The 17,720-nt window shown below is 64.9% G+C and carries 20 protein-coding genes; 10 read left to right on the forward strand and 10 right to left on the reverse strand.

Annotated elements, in window-relative coordinates:
* Nucleotides 1–3: 3 nt before the first annotated feature.
* The 4 genes from AOT87_RS19565 to AOT87_RS19580 all read right to left on the reverse strand — a co-directional run bounded on the left by AOT87_RS19565 (nucleotide 4) and on the right by AOT87_RS19580 (nucleotide 2,492).
* Nucleotides 4–477, reverse strand: coding sequence for an SRPBCC family protein (locus AOT87_RS19565; protein ID WP_030097110.1), 474 nt, complete (start codon nucleotides 475–477; stop codon nucleotides 4–6).
* 135 nt (nucleotides 478–612) lie between these two features.
* Nucleotides 613–1,125 carry a nitroreductase/quinone reductase family protein gene (locus tag AOT87_RS19570; RefSeq protein ID WP_057967389.1) on the reverse strand — a complete coding sequence of 171 codons (513 nt, stop codon included), beginning with the start codon at nucleotides 1,123–1,125 and terminating at the stop codon, nucleotides 613–615.
* Nucleotides 1,122–1,400, reverse strand: coding sequence for a YciI family protein (locus AOT87_RS19575; RefSeq protein WP_030097112.1), 279 nt, complete (start codon nucleotides 1,398–1,400; stop codon nucleotides 1,122–1,124). The genes AOT87_RS19570 and AOT87_RS19575 overlap by 4 nt, the downstream gene beginning before the upstream one ends.
* Nucleotides 1,401–1,451: 51 nt before the next feature.
* Entirely contained in the window at nucleotides 1,452–2,492 is a 1,041-nt protein-coding gene (locus tag AOT87_RS19580; protein ID WP_109398689.1) for an iron-siderophore ABC transporter substrate-binding protein, read from the reverse strand.
* Between the two features lie 203 nt (nucleotides 2,493–2,695).
* On the opposite strand from AOT87_RS19580, the gene ctaD reads away from it, so the two are divergent.
* Complete coding sequence (ctaD, locus tag AOT87_RS19585) at nucleotides 2,696–4,393, forward strand: cytochrome c oxidase subunit I (protein ID WP_030097114.1); 1,698 nt, start codon at nucleotides 2,696–2,698, stop codon at nucleotides 4,391–4,393.
* Nucleotides 4,394–4,411: 18 nt separating this feature from the next.
* Nucleotides 4,412–5,647: a phosphoserine phosphatase SerB gene (gene serB, locus AOT87_RS19590; protein ID WP_057967387.1), complete on the forward strand. Its 1,236-nt coding sequence runs from the start codon at nucleotides 4,412–4,414 to the stop codon at nucleotides 5,645–5,647.
* A gap of 18 nt (nucleotides 5,648–5,665) precedes the next feature.
* Here serB and AOT87_RS19595 read toward each other — a convergent pair whose 3' ends face one another.
* Nucleotides 5,666–7,114, reverse strand: coding sequence for a PLP-dependent aminotransferase family protein (locus AOT87_RS19595; RefSeq protein WP_057967386.1), 1,449 nt, complete (start codon nucleotides 7,112–7,114; stop codon nucleotides 5,666–5,668).
* A gap of 62 nt (nucleotides 7,115–7,176) precedes the next feature.
* Between AOT87_RS19595 and AOT87_RS19600 the strand changes: the two genes are divergently transcribed.
* On the forward strand, nucleotides 7,177–7,866 hold the full coding sequence (locus AOT87_RS19600) for a membrane protein (protein ID WP_057967395.1): 690 nt from the start codon (nucleotides 7,177–7,179) through the stop codon (nucleotides 7,864–7,866).
* Here the strand turns inward: AOT87_RS19600 and AOT87_RS19605 are convergent.
* Nucleotides 7,848–8,594 carry a helix-turn-helix transcriptional regulator gene (locus tag AOT87_RS19605; RefSeq protein WP_057967385.1) on the reverse strand — a complete coding sequence of 249 codons (747 nt, stop codon included), beginning with the start codon at nucleotides 8,592–8,594 and terminating at the stop codon, nucleotides 7,848–7,850. The genes AOT87_RS19600 and AOT87_RS19605 overlap by 19 nt on opposite strands.
* Nucleotides 8,595–8,714: 120 nt before the next feature.
* Here AOT87_RS19605 and AOT87_RS19610 point away from each other — a divergent pair, with 120 nt between their 5' ends.
* From AOT87_RS19610 to AOT87_RS19630, 5 genes are read left to right on the forward strand one after another with little or no spacing between them, the layout of a single operon-like run.
* Nucleotides 8,715–9,560, forward strand: coding sequence for an ABC transporter ATP-binding protein (locus tag AOT87_RS19610; protein WP_046254314.1), 846 nt, complete (start codon nucleotides 8,715–8,717; stop codon nucleotides 9,558–9,560).
* Nucleotides 9,560–10,393: an NUDIX hydrolase gene (locus tag AOT87_RS19615; protein WP_057967384.1), complete on the forward strand. Its 834-nt coding sequence runs from the start codon at nucleotides 9,560–9,562 to the stop codon at nucleotides 10,391–10,393. Before AOT87_RS19610 ends, AOT87_RS19615 begins: the two co-directional genes overlap by 1 nt.
* Entirely contained in the window at nucleotides 10,390–11,184 is a 795-nt protein-coding gene (locus AOT87_RS19620; protein ID WP_057967383.1) for an enoyl-CoA hydratase, read from the forward strand. Before AOT87_RS19615 ends, AOT87_RS19620 begins: the two co-directional genes overlap by 4 nt.
* A 21-nt stretch (nucleotides 11,185–11,205) precedes the next feature.
* Complete coding sequence (locus tag AOT87_RS19625; protein ID WP_030097122.1) at nucleotides 11,206–12,171, forward strand: class I SAM-dependent methyltransferase; 966 nt, start codon at nucleotides 11,206–11,208, stop codon at nucleotides 12,169–12,171.
* Between the two features lie 18 nt (nucleotides 12,172–12,189).
* On the forward strand, nucleotides 12,190–13,383 hold the full coding sequence (locus AOT87_RS19630; protein WP_057967382.1) for a hypothetical protein: 1,194 nt from the start codon (nucleotides 12,190–12,192) through the stop codon (nucleotides 13,381–13,383).
* Here the strand turns inward: AOT87_RS19630 and AOT87_RS19635 are convergent.
* Entirely contained in the window at nucleotides 13,337–14,629 is a 1,293-nt protein-coding gene (locus tag AOT87_RS19635; protein ID WP_057967381.1) for a PQQ-binding-like beta-propeller repeat protein, read from the reverse strand. The genes AOT87_RS19630 and AOT87_RS19635 overlap by 47 nt on opposite strands.
* Before the next feature lie 85 nt (nucleotides 14,630–14,714).
* Here AOT87_RS19635 and AOT87_RS19640 point away from each other — a divergent pair, with 85 nt between their 5' ends.
* A complete protein-coding gene (locus AOT87_RS19640) occupies nucleotides 14,715–15,464 on the forward strand; it encodes an acyltransferase (RefSeq protein WP_057967380.1) in 750 nt (249 codons plus the stop codon).
* Here the strand turns inward: AOT87_RS19640 and AOT87_RS19645 are convergent.
* Genes AOT87_RS19645 through AOT87_RS19655 form a run of 3 tightly spaced genes read right to left on the reverse strand, consistent with a single transcriptional unit; the run spans nucleotide 15,448 to nucleotide 16,749 of the window.
* Entirely contained in the window at nucleotides 15,448–15,894 is a 447-nt protein-coding gene (locus tag AOT87_RS19645; protein WP_046254307.1) for a nitroreductase family deazaflavin-dependent oxidoreductase, read from the reverse strand. The genes AOT87_RS19640 and AOT87_RS19645 overlap by 17 nt on opposite strands.
* A 28-nt stretch (nucleotides 15,895–15,922) precedes the next feature.
* The gene (locus AOT87_RS19650; RefSeq protein WP_057967379.1) at nucleotides 15,923–16,417 is read right to left on the reverse strand and encodes an SRPBCC family protein; all 495 of its coding nucleotides are present in this window, start codon (nucleotides 16,415–16,417) and stop codon (nucleotides 15,923–15,925) included.
* The gene (locus AOT87_RS19655; protein WP_030097128.1) at nucleotides 16,414–16,749 is read right to left on the reverse strand and encodes a metalloregulator ArsR/SmtB family transcription factor; all 336 of its coding nucleotides are present in this window, start codon (nucleotides 16,747–16,749) and stop codon (nucleotides 16,414–16,416) included. Before AOT87_RS19655 ends, AOT87_RS19650 begins: the two co-directional genes overlap by 4 nt.
* 130 nt (nucleotides 16,750–16,879) lie before the next feature.
* Between AOT87_RS19655 and AOT87_RS19660 the strand changes: the two genes are divergently transcribed.
* Nucleotides 16,880–17,716 carry a metal-dependent hydrolase gene (locus AOT87_RS19660; protein WP_030097129.1) on the forward strand — a complete coding sequence of 279 codons (837 nt, stop codon included), beginning with the start codon at nucleotides 16,880–16,882 and terminating at the stop codon, nucleotides 17,714–17,716.
* The last annotated feature ends 4 nt before the right edge of the window (nucleotides 17,717–17,720 follow it).

The following is a 17,720-nucleotide window of genomic DNA, read 5'->3' on the forward strand; positions in this document are numbered from 1 at the left end:
CAGCTACGAATTCAGTTCTCGTCGTGCCGATTCCTCGGCAAGCGCCCGCTGGAAGCTCCGGACGAATCCGACCTGAGTCTTCTTGAGCTGGCGTTCCAGCAGGCCCGGCAACCGGATCTTGAGATCCAGGGAGATGTCGGCGGTCAGCCGGGATTCGGGCTCGTCGGGGATGACGGTGAACCGGCTGACGTTGTGGCGCAGGGTTCTGCTCTCCAGCAGCGTGAGCTGGCAGCCGTCGGGATACCACTCGTACTCGGTCAGGGAATCGTCGGAGATTCCGAGCGTGGAGCTCACCGTTCGCACCAGCCGTGGTGAGCCGTCGTCAAACGATTCGACGACGGTCATGGTGCTGGTGACCGGTGGCCATGTCGGCAGATGTGGCCGTAGCCAACTGTCGACGGACTCAACGTCCTTGAGTACCTCAAGGACGGTTTCCGGCCGGGCTGCGACGGTGATGTCTAAGCGTTCCTGGATCACGTTCCATCCTTCCGCGGACTGCGGGGAACGTTAGCCCAATACGAGCCCAAGTGGGGGCCTTTGTGGCAATTTGATTGTAAATTACCAGTTCAGAACCGGTACTTAAGGTACGGATACTACCTGTAACGGATAGCTTTACGGGGTGCGCTCAAGGGTGAAAACCCTGATCTCGCGTCCGGTGCGGCCCTTGTACGCGGAGTACACCTCGAGCATCGCCTCGAAGCGCCGGTAGTAGTCGTCGCGCTCGGGGCCCTGGACAAGGGTCGCGATCACGTCGAAGGTCTGGCCGGCCAGTGTCACCGTGGCCCGCGGGTCGGCGAGCAGGTTCGTGGTCCAAGCGGGGTGCTTCTCCTGGCCGAAATTACTGCCCACCAGCGCGATTCGGTCACCATCGTGCAGATAAAGCAGCGGAGAGACCCGAGGCTGGCCAGACTTGCGACCCGTCGTGGTCAGCAGCAGCGTCGACAAGCCCAGCGGGCCCAGCACGGTGTATCTGCTGCCGGTGCGCTCCATAACGGCCCGGTCCAGTGGCGTCAGTTTCCGGATGGTCCACGAACCCGGTTTGGTGGCGGCGAACTTGGCCGCGACCCGCGACAGAGCACTGTCCGGATTGCCCCAGCGATTCTCAGGAAAACCCTTATCGCTCATGGGATTATCTCCGCCTTGCGGCCCGCGTTGAACCCGATTCGGGTGTATTCGGCGACCCCGGCCGTGGTGTAGGGGTCGGCGGCGATCAGGGCTTCGGCGTCCTGCGCGCTGATATCGCCGGTGACCAGCACGCCCCCGGTGCCGGCCTCATTGCGGCCACTGATCAGCAGGTTGCCTGCCGCGATCTCGCCATCGAGCCACTCCAGGTGTGCGGGGCGGACAGCGTCCACGACATCGAGCGGTTGGGTATAGGTCAGCTGCAGTACGTGGTACATGCCGGGAGCGTAACGCGCGCAGCGGCGGGCGCGGGCCGGGCGACCGGGGATCTAGTTGATGGGTCGGTTGACGAACTGCAAGTCATCGAGAATCCCGCGCGCCGCGACAATTCCGTCCCCGGTCTGCCAGATCTCGTTGTTGACCGCGAACACCCGGTGGTCGCGGGTGGCGCCGAGCGCCATCCAGGGCTTGGTGCTGAAAATCCGGGCGGCGCGATCCTTGGCCGACGGGCTGGTGAACGAGACGTAGACGATGTCGCCCTCGGCGGCCGAGAAGTCGTCGGTGTCGATCTCGATGAAGGGGGTATCGCTAAACCGTTGGGTGGCAGGACGATCCAATCCCGCTGTGGCGAGCACCGATGCCGGGAAGTTGTTGGCCCCGTATACCCGCACCGTCTGATCGGTGAACTGGACGATCGAGGCCTGGAAGTGTGCGGTGTCGTTCTCGCGGCCCACCTTCTTGGCGGCGTCGACGAAATCCGACCACAGTTTGTCGGTCTCCGCGGTCCGGCGGGTCGCCTTACCTACCAGCCGGACGTGCTCGGCCAGATCGTGTCCCGACACGATCACGGTGGGAGCGATGGCGCTCAGGTCGAGGTAGGAATTCTGCTCGCCATTGGAGCTCAGGATGAGATCCGGCTTGGCGGCGCCGATCTTGGCCAGGTCCGGAGATGCCATCGGGCCGATCGACGGCAGGTCGTGGACCGTCGTGCCCAGGTATGCCGGGGGAGAGGTCGCGCGGTCAGCCAGCCCGACCCCGACGATGCGATCCTGCAGCCCGAGCGCACACAGGGTGTCGATGGCGCCGCCGTCAAGGACCACGATCCGCTTGGGGTCTTCGGGTACCTCGGTCTCGCCCTGTGCGTGCCTCACCTCGCGTGGCGCGGCGGGGTCGAGGGCCGCCGGATCCTTGGCGCAGGACTCGTCGGGCTTGCGCTCATTACCCAACACGCCCGCGCCGGCAATCCTCGTCGTACTGGTGACCACGGTGCTCGCGGTCTCGTTGGTGGGTTTCTCGGTACAGCCGGCCATCGTCGCCGCCGCCAGTGCCGCCGATATCACGGCAGCGCCCCAGAACCTCACTGTCTGCACCCGGTTGAACTTACCGCGCGGGGTCGTGAACACGCGGGTAGGACCGCGGCAGGGCCCGGTGACCACGTCCGCGCGGATGGTAATCAACCCTAAGTACGACTCTCTGTAGGACCCGCTCCGCGATCGGGGGTGGCGCGGGCTAGGATTCACCCCAGACATGCAGTCACTGGAACGACTGCGCGCTACGAGGAATCGGAGGAGCCGTGACCGCCGAAGCACCCCCCATTGGTGGATTGCAGGCCAGCCGCCCGTTCCCGCCCCGCACGGGCGCGCGGGGCACTCTGATCTATCGCTTGATCACGACCACCGATCACAAGCTGATCGGCATCATGTACCTGGTCGCGTGCTTCGCGTTCTTCCTCATCGGCGGCTTGATGGCGCTGTTCATGCGCGCCGAGCTGGCCGTGCCGGGTCTGCAGTTCCTGTCCAACGAGCAGTTCAACCAGCTGTTCACCATGCACGGCACCGTGATGCTGCTGTTCTACGCGACGCCCATCGTGTTCGGCTTCGCGAACGTGGTGCTGCCGTTGCAGATCGGCGCCCCCGACGTCGCCTTCCCGCGGTTGAACGCCTTCTCCTTCTGGCTGTTCCTGTTCGGCGCCATGATCGGTATCGCCGGCTTCATCACCCCCGGCGGCGCCGCCGACTTCGGCTGGACCGCCTACACGCCGTTGACCGACGCCATCCACTCGCCCGGTGCCGGTGCTGACCTGTGGATCATGGGTCTGGCCGTCGGTGGTCTGGGCACCATCCTCGGTGCGGTCAACATGATCACCACGGTCGTGTGTATGCGCGCCCCCGGTATGACCATGTTCCGGATGCCGATCTTCACCTGGAACATCCTGGTGACCAGCGTGCTGGTGCTGCTGGCCTTCCCGCTGCTGACCGCGGCGCTGTTCGGTCTGGCGGCCGACCGGCACCTCGGCGCACACGTCTTCGATCCCGCCAACGGCGGTGTCCTGCTGTGGCAGCACCTGTTCTGGTTCTTCGGACACCCCGAGGTGTACATCATCGCGCTGCCGTTCTTCGGCATCGTCTCGGAGATCTTCCCGGTGTTCAGCCGCAAGCCGATCTTCGGTTACACCACGCTGATCTACGCGACGCTCGGTATCGCGGCGCTGTCCATCGCGGTGTGGGCGCACCACATGTACGCCACCGGCGCCGTGCTGCTGCCGTTCTTCTCCTTCATGACGTTCCTGATCGCCGTCCCGACGGGTATCAAGTTCTTCAACTGGATCGGCACCATGTGGAAGGGCCAGCTGACCTTCGAAACCCCGATGATCTTCTCGGTGGGCTTCCTGGTCACCTTCCTCTTCGGTGGTCTGACCGGCGTACTGCTGGCCATGCCCCCTGTCGACTTTCATGTCACCGACTCGTACTTCGTGATCGCGCACTTCCACTACGTGCTCTTCGGCACCATCGTGTTCGCGACGTACGCCGGTATCTACTTCTGGTTCCCGAAGATGACCGGCCGCCTGCTCGACGAGCGCCTCGGCAAGTTCCACTTCTGGCTGACCTTCATCGGATTCCACTCCACGTTCCTGGTGCAGCACTGGCTGGGTAACCAGGGCATGCCGCGTCGTTACGCCGACTACCTGCCCACCGACGGCTTCACCTTCCTGAACTCGTTCTCGACGGTCGGTGCCTTCATCCTGGGTGCCTCGACCCTGCCGTTCCTGTGGAACGTGTTCAAGAGCTACCGGTACGGCGAGGTTGTCACGGTCGACGACCCGTGGGGCTACGGCAACTCCCTGGAGTGGGCCACCAGCTGCCCGCCGCCGCGGCACAACTTCTCCGAGCTGCCCCGAATCCGTTCGGAGCGCCCGGCATTCGAGCTGCACTACCCGCACATGTCCGAGCGCATGCGCGCTGAGGCACATGTGGGTGGCGGCCATAAATAACGGCCGCGATACGCAGCTGTGAGTGACCGCGTCACGGTTCTGATCACCGTCACCGGGGCCGATAAACCCGGCGTCACCTCGGTGCTGATGGGGGTGCTGTCCCGCCACGGTGTCGAGCTGCTGAATGTCGAACAGGTTGTCATTCGCGGCAAGCTCACGCTCGGTGTCCTCGTCAAGGCACAGGGTCGCAGCGAAGCTGTTGAGGCGCTGCAGGACGAGCTCGAAGAGGCCATGCATACCCTCGGATTCGATGTCGACGTCGAATTCGGTGGGGACAGTTCGGTGATCAAAGATCCGTCGACGCACACCATCGTGGTGCTCGGGAGGCCGGTCACGGCGCGCGCTTTCGGCGCGGTCGCCCGCGGGCTGGCCGGTCTCGGCATCAACATCGACCTCATCCGGGGTATCGCCGACTACCCGGTGACCGGCCTGGAACTGCGCGTCACCGTCCCGCAAGCTCAGCTGACCGATGTCGACCTGCACACCGCGATGGCCCAGGTGGCCGCCGACGAGCCGGTGGATATCGCCGTCGAGCACAGCAGTCTGGACCGGCGGGCCAAGCGGCTCATCGTTTTTGACGTGGATTCGACCCTTGTCCAGGGTGAGGTCATCGAGATGCTGGCCGATCGGGCCGGCGCGCGCGCGCAGGTCGCCGCGATCACCGAGGCCGCCATGCGTGGGGAACTCGACTTCGCCGAGTCGCTGCACCAGCGGGTCGCCACACTCGCCGGGCTTCCCGAGTCGGTACTCGACGATGTCGCCGACGAATTGGTGCTCACGCCGGGCGCGCGTACCACCATCCGGACTCTGCGTCGGCTGGGCTACTCCTGCGGCGTGGTGTCGGGTGGATTCCGTCAGGTGATCGAGCCGCTGGCCCATGAACTGGCCCTGGACTTTGTGGCGGCCAATGTCTTGGAGATCGTCGACGGCAAGCTCACCGGCCGGGTGATCGGGGAGGTGGTTGACCGCCCCGGCAAGGCCAAGGCATTGCGCCAATTCGCCTATGAGGCAGGTGTTCCGCTGGCGCAAACGGTGGCCGTCGGAGACGGTGCGAACGATATCGACATGCTTTCGGCGGCCGGGCTCGGCGTGGCCTTCAATGCCAAACCCGCGCTGCGGAAGGTGGCCGACGCGTCGGTGAGCCAGCCGTATCTGGATGTGGTGCTCTTCATCCTCGGTATCACCCGCGCCGAGATCGAGGCGGCCGATGCCGTCGACGGTGGCGTGCGTCGCGTCGATATCCCGGACGACTAGCCGCTGCCGGATCGGGCCTCAGCCCACCATCGCCGAGTCGGAAAGCGGCAGTGCACCGGTCACGGTGTGCCAGGCCTGGGCCAGCAGCTCGACACCGCGTATCAACTCATCGTCATGCTGGGTGAAGGGCACTCGCACGAATCGTTCCAGCGAGCCGCCGACACCGAACCGAGGGCCGGCGGCGATACGGACCCCGAGGCGCGCGGCCGCAGCGGCGAGCGCGGTACTCATCGGGGCGGGCAACCGGGCCCAGATGCACAGTCCGCCTTCGGCTTCCTGTAGCTCCCAATCGGGGAGCCGACGACGCAGCTCGGCCAATACCAGGGCGCGCCGTGCGCGCAGGGTCGCCCGCTGCACGGCCTCCACCTCGTCCGCGTGTTCCAGAAGCTCGGCGGCGGCCAACTGCTCCAGGATCGGCGTGCCCGTGTCCATGGCCGAGCGCACTGCCGCGAGCCGGGCGACCGTAGTGCGGTCGGCACGGACCCAGCCGACGCGCATCCCGCCCCAGAACGACTTCGACATCGACCCGATGGTGACCACCAGATCGGGCCGGGCCACCAGCGAAGCCATCGGCGCGGGGGTCGAGGCCTCGTGCCAGGCACCGACAAGTGACTCATCGACAACGGTGCGGGTTCGAGTCTGGGATATTATGTCCGCCAACATCTTTCGCTGCGCAAGCGGCATCGTGAGGCCGGTGGGATTGTGGTTGTCCAGCACCAGGTAGGCCAGGTTGGGGGCCGTTTGGCGGATGGTGGTCTCCATGCCGGTCATATCCCAGCCGGATTCGCGCTCGTGGGTGTGCATCGGTACCGGAACCGGGCGCCCGCCACGCTGGGTTATCGCATCGAGTGCGCCGTGGTACGTCGGCTGCTCCACCAGGACCCGGTCGCCGGGCTCCACGAAGGCGCCGAGGAGCAAGGCGATGGCCTGCTGGGCGCCGCAGGTCACCATGATCTGATCCTCGGTAGTAGGCAGCCCGCGTCGTGAGAAGTGCTCGGCGATACGAGGGCGCAGTTCTGGAATGCCCACCAGCTCATGGCCGATCCCCCGAAGATGGGTCGGCAGCTTGGTCAGGGCCACCTGGTAGGCGTCCAGTACCGCGGCCGCCGGCGCTGCGGTCGCGGCGTTTTGCAGGTCGATCATCGGGGTTGCCAATCCCGTTGTGGCCGAGGGTGATCGGTCGGGTCCGGGCAGGGCGGTAGTGCTGCGTGCGCCCTGGCGGCCGCGCAGATATCCGCTCTCGCGCAGTTCTGCGTACGCGGCGGTGACGGTGGTGCGGCTGACGTGCAGGGCACTTGCCAATGCTCGTTCGCTGGGGATGCGGGCCCCCAGGGGCAGACGTCCGTCGATGACGAGAAGCCGGATCGCATCCGCCAACGCTCCGTAGGCGGGTCCGGCAGACCCCGCCGTGCGCCATTGGCCGAGGTGACGGGCCAGGGTGTCTGCAACGACCACACGATCGGACATAAAAGCCAGTGTGACTCAACTGGCTATTGAAAGACAAGCCAGTTGGCCCAGAAAATCGTGTGGTGACCGGGAAATGGATTGGATGGAGTGCGCGCGGTACCGCGCTGTTGGTGGGTCTGTACCTGTACGGGGTCTCGATGGCACTGATGGTGCGGGCGGGCCTCGGGCTGGACCCGTGGGACGTGTTCCATCAGGGGCTCTCCCTGCGGACCGGAATGAGCATTGGGCTGGCCTCGGCGGTGACCGGTGTCGTGGTGCTTCTCGCGTGGATTCCGTTGCGTAACAAGCCTGGTGTCGGGACGATCGCCAATATTGTTGTCATCGCCGTCGCCGTCGATTCCACATTGGCCTGGTTGTCCGCGCCCTCGGCGATGGCTGTGCGGGTGGCGTTCCTGGTCGGCGGCGTACTGCTGAACGCGATTGCCACGGTGCTTTATGTCGGCGCTGGGCTGGGTCCGGGGCCTCGTGATGGACTGACAACTGGACTGGTTCATCGCACCGGTCGGTCAGTACGGCTGATCAGAACCACCATCGAGGTCATTGTGGTGGGGACGGGCTGGCTGCTCGGCGGCAACGTCGGGGTGGGGACCGTGCTCTACGCGCTAGGTATTGGCCCCCTCATTCAGGTGGTGTTGCGGCTGCTGCCACGGCGGCTGCTGGCCGTCAGCGGCTGGGGCGTGGTGTTGAGCACGCAGCGTGAGAACGCCGCGTGCGCGGCGCCGTCGAAATCACCTCAGGATGTGGCGGCCTGACTGTGCCGGTCGAGTGACTCGGCATCGGCAAACAACTGATTGCGAACCGCTTCCGGGAGGTCGAGCAGTTTGGATGTCAACTCGGACACCACTGGGTTCTGGGCGAGTTCAAGGGTGGTCAGATCGGCATCCAGCTCGTCTGCGTAGCCACTATCTGTGAAGTAACGGACATCGATGCGGAAAGCGTGCGCAATGCTCTCCAGTGCTTGCAGGGAAGGGCGTCCTCGCTGCCCATTGCGCAGCTGTGACAGATAAGGCGCCGAGACCACGGTGCCGCCAGTACGCATGAACACAAGGAATTCGCTGTTGGAGTAGGGGCCGCGGCCCGGTGTATGCAGCACCGCGAACACCCGGTTAAGTCTGGCGACGAATTCCTCTTGCGCTCGGGAGTCCTTGAACGGATAGAGGGCATTGCGGTTGCTCTCAGCCGACGAATCGAGTTTTGATGTGCGACTATCGTCCGGACTATCCGATCCTTGAATTCGCCGGTTGGCATCGATCAGGCGGCCGAGAGCCGTCGTATCGCGACGCAGCTGAGACTGGAAGGCGTCCACTCGGCGACGCCATGCCTTGAGGTCATCCCATACCCATGATCGATCCTCGCCATGAGCTGCACGTTGCTGAATGCGACATGCCTCGGCATCGAGCTGTGCGATCAGTCGATGGTTAGCAAGCCCGATGTGGTGCACCGTGTCCAGGTAGGGATCCGGATCAAGATCGTTTGTCATATGGTTGCCTAGAATTCCTTCCGAGCTTGCTGACGTATGGATGAGGATACGCGATAGAGGTCTGGGCGCATGGTCAGGACGGCCCGCGAGATGGCTCCCGCTCGCCGCTTGCCGGGCTCGATGCGGCACGATGGCCCCGTGGCCGAAATTGATCCGGACCTTCTGCTCGATTTCCGCGATGTGCTGCTGCGCCGCAATCGCAAGGTGTTGGTAGGCCCGGTTACCTGGTCGGTGGAGCTTGACGAACGGTGGGTGGTTCTCGGCCCCAACGGTGCCGGGAAGACATCGTTGCTGCGGATCGCGGCGGCCATGGAGCACCCGTCATCGGGGGAGGCCGTGATCCTCGGCGAGCGGTTGGGCCGTGTCGATGTTTCCGAGCTCAAGGCGCGAATCGGACTGAGCTCGGCCGCGCTTGCGCAGCGTATACCGGATGACGAAGTAGTGCGTGACCTGGTGGTATCGGCCGGCTATGCGGTGCTGGGGCGCTGGCGCGAGGAGTACGAGGAGATCGATACGGCGCGCGCCATCGACATGCTCGAGACGCTGGGCGCCGAGCATCTGGCAGAACGCACGTACGGCACGCTCTCCGAGGGAGAGCGCAAGAGGGTGCTCATCGCGCGTGCGCTCATGACCGATCCCGAATTGCTACTCCTCGACGAGCCGGCGGCCGGGCTGGACCTGGGTGGGCGTGAGGAACTTGTGGCGCGGCTGGGTGAGCTCGCGGCTGATCCGGATGCGCCCGCGATGGTTTTGGTGACTCACCACGTGGAGGAGATCCCACCGGGTTTCAGTCACGCGTTGTTGCTGTCCGAGGGAGGGATTGTCGCTCAGGGTCTGTTGGCGGATGTGATGACCAGTGAGAATTTGTCCCGCGCGTTTGGGCAGTCGATCGTGGTTGAGATGATCGATGGGCGTTACTTCGCGCGACGCGCCCGGCCCCGCGCCGCACATTCCAGGAGGCAGTAGTGACATCTACCCCCAACGATCCAGCGCCGCCGAAGCCGGCGGCGACCGTCGTACTCATACGTGACGGCGCCGTCGGTGTCGAAGCCTTTCTGATGCGTCGCGATAACGCCATGGCCTTCGCCGGGGGAATGACGGTCTTCCCGGGCGGCGGGGTGGACTCGCGGGATCTGCGGGCGGATGTGCCGTGGGTGGGCCCGGATGTCACGTGGTGGGCCGAACAATTCGGCGTGACACCCGAGCTGGCATCGGCACTGGTGTGCGCGGCCGCGCGCGAGACCTTCGAGGAATGCGGTGTGTTATTCGCGGGCACCTCGGATACCTCGATCGTCGAGGACGCGGCGGTCTATCACCAGGCGCGCAAGGATCTGTCGGACAAGTCCCTGTCCTTTGCGGAGTTCCTGCAGCGCGAGGGCTTGCTTCTGCGGGCAGACTTGCTGCGGCCGTGGGCCAACTGGATCACTCCGGAGGCAGAACCGCGTCGCTATGACACCTTCTTCTTCGTCGCGGCATTGCCCTCGGGACAGGATGCCGACGGCGACAACACCGAGGCGGTCGCCTCGGGATGGCAGACCCCCGAGGCCGCGATCTCGGCCTTTACCGAACGGCGCAGTTTCTTGCTTCCACCGACCTGGTCCCAGCTCGACGCCGTGTCCTCGTCCGGTGCGACGGTCGCGGACGTGCTGGCTTCCGTGCGGGAGATCGCGCCGATCATGCCGATCTTGACCGAGCAGGACGGCCGATGGTTCGTCCAATTCGCCGATGTGGACCGCTACGAGGCGGCCCGGCAGGGCGCCGTGGAGATCCCCGAGGTGACCGGGACGGAGCTGACGTGACCGAACCCGAATTCGTGTCGGTGCGCACCGCGCCCGAATACCCCGGCATCGGCACCATCGCACTGTCGCGTCCGCCCACCAATGCCCTTACCCGCCAGATGTACCGCGAACTGGCGCTGGCTGCGGCCGAGGCGAACGCGCGCGAGGACATCCGGGTCGTCATTGTCTACGGCGGGCACGAAATCTTTTGCACTGGGGATGATTTGGATGAACTATCGGATTTGACCGCCGAGGAGATGTCGCGCAGCGCCGGTGACCGGCAGGCCGCGCTGACCGCGGTGGCGGAGCTGGCCAAACCGACAATCGCCGCCATCACGGGGTACGCCTTGGGTAGCGGCCTGGAGCTGGCACTGGCAGCCGACTGGCGGATCGCCGGGGACAACGCCAAGGTCGGTTCGCCCGAGATCCTGGCGGGCATGATCCCGGGTGGCGGCGGCACGGTGCGGTTGGCGCGCGTTGTGGGGCTGAGCCGGGCCAAGGAAATGGTGTTCAGTGGCCGCCTGGTTGGCGCCAAGGAGGCCCTGCGGATGGGGCTCCTGGACCAGATGGTGGCACCCGACGACGTCTACACCGAGGCGGCAGCGTGGGCCCGGCGCTTTGTCGACGGGCCGCCCTTGGCACTCGCCGCCGCCAAACAGGCCATCGACCACGGCTTCGACAGTCCGTTGGCCGGGGGACTGGACAGGGAACGCGAGCTGTTTTGCCAGGTGTTCGCGACACAGGACCGCGTGGACGGGGTGGCTGCTCAGCTGGAGATCGGCCCAGGGACGGCCCGGTTCAGGGGAGCCTAACCAGGCGTTAGGCTGGCGGCCATGACGGAGATTTCGGAGCCGACGACCAAGGCCACTGCGGAGCAGGTCGCTGCTGCTTTTGAGGACAACAAACTCGCCCAGATCCTGTACCACGACTGGGAGGCAGAGACCTACGACGAGAAGTGGTCCATCTCCTATGACCAGCGCTGCATCGACTACGCGCGCGGCCGGTTCGACGCCATCGTGCCCGTCGAGGACCAGCGCGAGCTGCCCTACGAACGTGCCCTGGAGCTGGGCTGTGGCACCGGCTTCTTCCTGCTGAACCTGATGCAGTCGGGTGTCGCGCGCCGTGGCTCGGTCACCGACCTGTCGCCGGGCATGGTCAAGGTCGCCACGCGTACCGGCAAGGAGCTGGGTCTGGACGTCGACGGCCGGGTCGCCGATGCCGAGCGGATTCCTTATGACGACAACACCTTCGATTTGGTGGTGGGCCATGCCGTGCTGCACCACATTCCCGATGTCGAGCTGTCGCTGCGTGAGGTGCTGCGGGTGCTCAAGCCGGGCGGACGGTTCATCTTCGCCGGGGAGCCCACCACGGTCGGCAACCTCTACGCCCGCGCGCTGGCGAATCTGACCTGGAAGGCCACGGTCCAGGCGATGAAGCTGCCCGGACTGGAGAGTTGGCGGCGTCCGCAGGAGGAGCTCGACGAGAACTCGCGCGCTGCCGCCCTCGAATGGGTGGTTGACCTGCACACCTTTGATCCTGCAGACCTGGAGAAGATGGCCACCAACGCCGGTGCTGTCGCGGTGCGGACCGCCAGCGAGGAATTCACGGCCGCCATGCTGGGCTGGCCCGTGCGCACGTTCGAGTCGACGGTGCCGCCCGGCAAGTTGGGCTGGGGCTGGGCGAAGTTCGCGTTCGGCGGTTGGAAGGCGCTCAGCTGGGTCGACGAGAACGTGTGGCGTCACGTGGTGCCGAAGGGCTGGTACTACAACGTGATGATCACAGGGCTCAAGTCCTCCTAATCCCTGGAATTCCCGCCGGTGTTCGAGCCTTCCGACGTTGCATATCTGTCGTCGGAGGCAGGCAGTGCGGACCTCGCACGGGCTTCGGCGTACACGTTCTCTGCGGGCACCCTGGTGGCCGATACGGCGGCTCTGCGTACCGAATTCGGTGACCGCGCCGCAGTTTTGGCACAGACGGTGCAGCTGCGCCGTAAGGCGGCGGCCAAGCTGGGCGACGTACAGGATTGGCTGTTTACCGATGACGCGCTACAGCAGGCGACACCTGCGGCAGTGGCGCGGCATCGCGCCGAGCGCCTGGCCGATCGGGTGGTTCACGATGTCACCTGTTCGGTCGGTGCCGAGCTGGCCGCCCTCGACGGTGTCGCCGCGACGGTCATCGGCAGCGATATCGATCCGGTGCGAACGGCGATGGCACGTCACAACATTGGCAGGCAAGTTCTGATCTGTCAGGCAGATGCGCTGGCACCTTCCAGTCGCGCCGACGTGGTGATTGCCGATCCGGGGCGCCGCTCCGGCGGGCGCCGGCGGTTCGACCCCTCGGCATACTCGCCGCCACTGGACCTGGTGCTGCGGACATACGCGGATCGCGATCTGGTCGTCAAATGTGCGCCGGGACTGGACTTCACCGATCTACGGGAACAGACCGGATTCGGTGGCGAGATCGAGGTTGTTTCCCTTGATGGCGGCGTTCGGGAGGCGTGTCTGTGGTCGGCGGGGTTGGCACGGGCGCGCAGGCGCGCCACGGTGCTCTCGACGGCCGGCGACGGCTTCCAGCTGACAGATGTCGATCCCGATGACTGTGCATTTGCCGAGGCGGGCGAGTGGATCATCGACCCCGATGGTGCGGTGGTGCGTGCGGGCCTGGTGCGGCAATACGCTGCGCGGCATGGGTTGTGGCAGTTGGATCCCCGCATCGCGTACCTGTCGGGGGATTCGGTGCCCGCCGGTGTGCAGGGCTACCGGGTGCTCGACGCGCTGGCGTATAGCGAGAAACGGCTGCGCCAGGCGCTCGCCGCACGAGACTGCGGTTCTGTCGAGATCACCGTGCGCGGGGTAGACGTCGACCCCGCGGTGCTGCGCACCAGGATGAAGTTGCGAGGCGGTGTGGCGCTCTCGGTCGTCATCACCCGGATAGGTAGTGACGCAAGAGCATTCGTCTGTGCGGCTAGGTCCCCGGGCGGAACCCGTACACCTGGCCCTCGCTCAGCGTGACGATCACGCGCTGATCCGGTCCAATCGAGATGCCGACCGGGACGCCGGCGGCATCGGGTAGCGGATAGCGGTTGATGGTGGCTCCGTCCGGGGTGTTGAACACCACCAGAGCCAGGCCCTTGTCTCCGTCCTTGACCACGGCATAACCGACGTTTCCGGCGGCCTGGCTGGATGTCGAGAGCGGAACGAGGTCGTCGCGCCGCCAGGCGATTTCACCCTTGCTGCCGGAGTCTTTGATGGCCACCAGGGTGGCCTTATCGCCGGTTCCGGCGATGATGGTTCCGTCCGGTGCGACGGAGGGCGGTGTGACGGCGTTGAATCCCAAGGGCAGCGACCATTTCTGGCTGCCATCGAAGGTATGCATCGCGTGGAGCGAACCCTTGCGGTCATTGATGTAGACCGTTTCGCCATCTCGAGACATCACCGGGGAGCCGATCACGCCTTCGTCAATGATCTTGTTGGCCCACTTGTGTTTCAGGGTGATGTGGCCGTCGGCGTCGTACGTGATTCCCAGCAGCACGGGTACGGGTTTTCCTGGCTGCCACAGCGTGGTGACGATGGTGCCGGTTTCCGGGTCGTAGGCGGGTGAGGCGGATACCGGACATTGCGGTCCCGCCGCTTCGCAGTCACCCAGGCCGCGCCGCGGATCGGTCGGATCGACACCTTCGAGCAGATCCATGGGGGTGCCCACGACCTCACCGCGCTGCGCGTTGAAGATCAGTATCTGACCGAGGTGCGTGACGATGAGGAGCCGTCCGGGCTCGACGATCTTGGGTGTGGTGGGTGCGCCGATTACTGGCTTGCGCCACCGGATCCACTGGGTGGGGGGAAATGACACCACGGCGCCGGGCTGGCCCATGTAGATGTTGTTGTAGCCGTCGGCGAGCGGTCCGGACCATGGGCTGCCGGTGACCATCCGGGTGCACCAGCGCTGGCGCGCGGCCTTGTTGTTCTCCCACTCCATGAGCGTGCAACCGGCAGGGGTGTCGGCACTGACCGCGATGAAGTTGTCGATGCCGATGGCCGCGGCACTGCCTATCTGGCCCTTGGTGTTCCGGCTCCATTCCAGGGTCAGTTCGCGAGCACCCTCGGTGGGCGTGTAGCTGCTGTTGTGCGCGTCGGCGTAGCTTGCGGACCAGCCTGGCGCCGCTTTGATGTTGATCCAGGAATCATCGCCGGCGCATCCGGTGACGGTGAGGAGTGTCGCGAAGACCATGCTCGCGAGTACTCGTGCCCGGGAAAGCACGGTGAGACACTCCTTCCTTAGGGGGCGGTCCGGCCCATCGCAGGGTAGCGTGCGCGCTCTGCCGCGTCCCGTAGGCTGTGCGGCCATGACGACGATGTGGGGCGCTCCCCTGCACAAGCGGTGGCGCGGACAGCGCCTGCGCGACCCGGCACAAGCCAAATTCCTGACCAAGGCCTCACTGCGATGGGTGATCGCGAACAAGGCATACACACCGTGGTACCTGGTGCGGTACTGGCGTCTGCTCAAGTTCAAGCTCTCCAATCCGCACATCGTCACGCGCGGCATGCTGTTCCTGGGCAAGAACGTCGAGATCCACTGCACACCAGAGCTGGCCCGGATGGAGATCGGCCGGTGGGTGCACATCGGCGATGGAAACTCGTTGCGCGCCCACGAGGGTTCACTGCGGCTGGGCGACAAGGTGGTGTTCGGTAAGGACAACGTCGTCAACGCCTACATCGATATCGAGTTCGGTGACTCCGCCCTGATGGCCGACTGGTGCTATGTGTGCGATTTCGACCATCGGATGGAAGACATCACCTATCCGATCAAGGACCAGGGCATCGTCAAGTCCCCGGTGCGCATCGGGCCGGATACCTGGATCGCCACCAAGGTGACGATCCTGCGGGACACGATCGTCGGCCGCGGCTGCGTGCTCGGCGCTCACGCCGTGGTCAAGGGTGTCATTCCGGACTACTCGATTGCGGTCGGTGCCCCGGCCAGGGTCGTCAAGAACCGCAAGGTGGCCTGGGACGCCTCGGCTGCGCAACGAGCTCAGCTGGCCGAGGCGCTGGCCGATATCGAACGTAAGAAGGCGGCCGCTAACTCACCGGAGTGAGGGTGAACAGCGGGAACACCCGCGTGGTGCGCTTCGTGTACTCGGCGTAGGGCGGGAAGGCCGCCACGGCACGTTCCCACCAGTTCGCACGCTCGGCGTCGTCCGAGATTTCTTCGGCACGGACGGTCTGCACGTTCTCGCCGTCGCGCAGCTCGAAGACCGGATTGGCACGCAGATTCGCAACCCAGGCGGGATTCTTCGGTGCGCCGCCGATCGAGCCGACCGCGAGGTACACGCCCTCGTGTTCCACACGCATGAGCGGCGCCTTGCGGATCTGTCCCGATTTCGCGCCGACCGTGTACAAGATCACGACGGGGATGCCCTCTAACGTGGTGCCCTCGACGCCGCCGCTGGATTCGTAGATCTCGATCTGCTCGTCGACCCACTGTGGGTTGGTGGCGATGTATTCGAAGGTGAATTCGTTGGTCACCGTGGCTGCAACACCTGCCGTGGGCGTGCTATTTCAGGTCAGCCAGCAGATCCTCGATGCGGTTGTAGCTGATCTGCATGCCCACCTCCATGCCGGACTCGATGTGTCCGTCCCGATGCTCCTTGCAGCTGTGCTGTACCAAGACCCGCATGGTGGTGACCCCGTCGACCTCGTCCAGGGTGGTGGATACCAGGGCCGAGGCATCGGGCATCCCCTCGTAGACCTCGGTATTGACCAATCGGTGGGGTCTGTCGATCTCGTGGTACGCGCCGTGGAACCCGACCTCCATGTCCGGCGCGGATTCGCACGGTTGGCTGACTACATACCGCCATGTGCCACCGACTCGCAGATCGATATCGCAGACCTGCCAGTGCGCGGTCTCGAATCCCCACCAGCGCTTGACCAGATCGGGCTCGGTGAGCGTTCGAAAGACCAGTGCAGCGGGCGCGTCGAAGGATCGGGTGATGAGAATCGTTGTATCCGAGGGAAGTTCGACGGTGGCGCTGCCATACCGACTGCTCATGGGGTCTCCTCCTGTAGTTCGGTGAGTAGGTCGTCGAGCCGGTTGAGGCGCTCGTTCCAGGTGCGTTCAAACGCGGTCACCCAGTCATGGACGGGCCGCAGAGCCGCACCGTTGACCCGATAGAAGCGGTGCCGTCCATGTGAGCGCACCCGCACCAGATCGACGGCGCGGAGCACGCCCAGATGCTTCGACACTTGCGGCTGACCCATCCTGGTCCGCGCCACCAGATCGTTCACCGTGACCTCGCCGGTGCCGATGGCACTGAGAAGGTCGCGACGGCCGGCCTCGGCGATCGCGTTGAACGCATCGGCGGTGGTGGGGGTGCGGGCCATGAAGGAAACATATACCGATATAGGTATATGTCAAGCCCGGAATCCTCGGAAAATCAGCGGATTGCGGTACCCTGAGCGCGTCGGCGATGCCGACCGAAATCAGTCATTGCGGGGTAGTGGGAAGCTGAGTATGGACAGGCCGATCAAGACCCGCCGTATCAAGTTTCGCTACCAACCTGGTTCGCTGGATCGTCATTTTGTACAAGGTGACCTGGTGTCTAGCCACATGATGGCGATGCTGTCGGCGGTGTTTCCGGAGGGTGAGGAGTTCTTCATCCGGTCGGTCCGGCGTTACTCGGACCAGATCACCGATCCTGAGCTCAAAAAGCAGGTGGCCGGGTTCATCGGCCAGGAGATGACACACGGGCGTGAACATCGCGAACTCAACGAGCGCCTGCAGGAGATGGGCTATCCCACCGCGTTCGTGGAGCGGCTGGCTCGGCGGATTTTCAACTTCCAGACCCGGAATTATCCGCCGATCTACACCTTGGCCGTCACGGCCGCGTTGGAGCATTACACTGCGGTCCTTGCCGAGACCTTGCTGACCGATCAGCGTGCCTTGGACATGCTGGGTGAGGGTGAGGTGCGTTCCATGCTGCTGTGGCACGCCTTCGAGGAAGCCGAGCACCGGTGCGTGACCTTCGATGTGTACCGCGCCGTCGGTGGTAGCGAGCGGCTACGCATCTGGGTGATGCGCCGCACCACCATCGCGTTCATCTACACCACATTCTTCGAGACGGTGATCTCGCTGCTGCGTGATAAGGCCGCCTACAACCCGGTTCGCTTGGTGAAAAGCATTGCGGCGTTGCGGCACTTGCCGTTCCTGAGTCGTGAGGTACGTCGCCGCATCGGCGAGTACAACCGTCCGGGATTCCATCCCAACGACTCCGACAATTCCGAACTGATCGAGAAATGGCATGCCGAGCTCTTCGGGGAGAACGGACAGCTGACCGGCCATCTGCACTAGCCGA

The organism is Mycobacteroides sp. H003 (genome assembly GCF_001440135.1).
In the GTDB taxonomy this organism is placed as follows: Bacteria; Actinomycetota; Actinomycetes; order Mycobacteriales; family Mycobacteriaceae; genus Mycobacterium; species Mycobacterium gwanakae.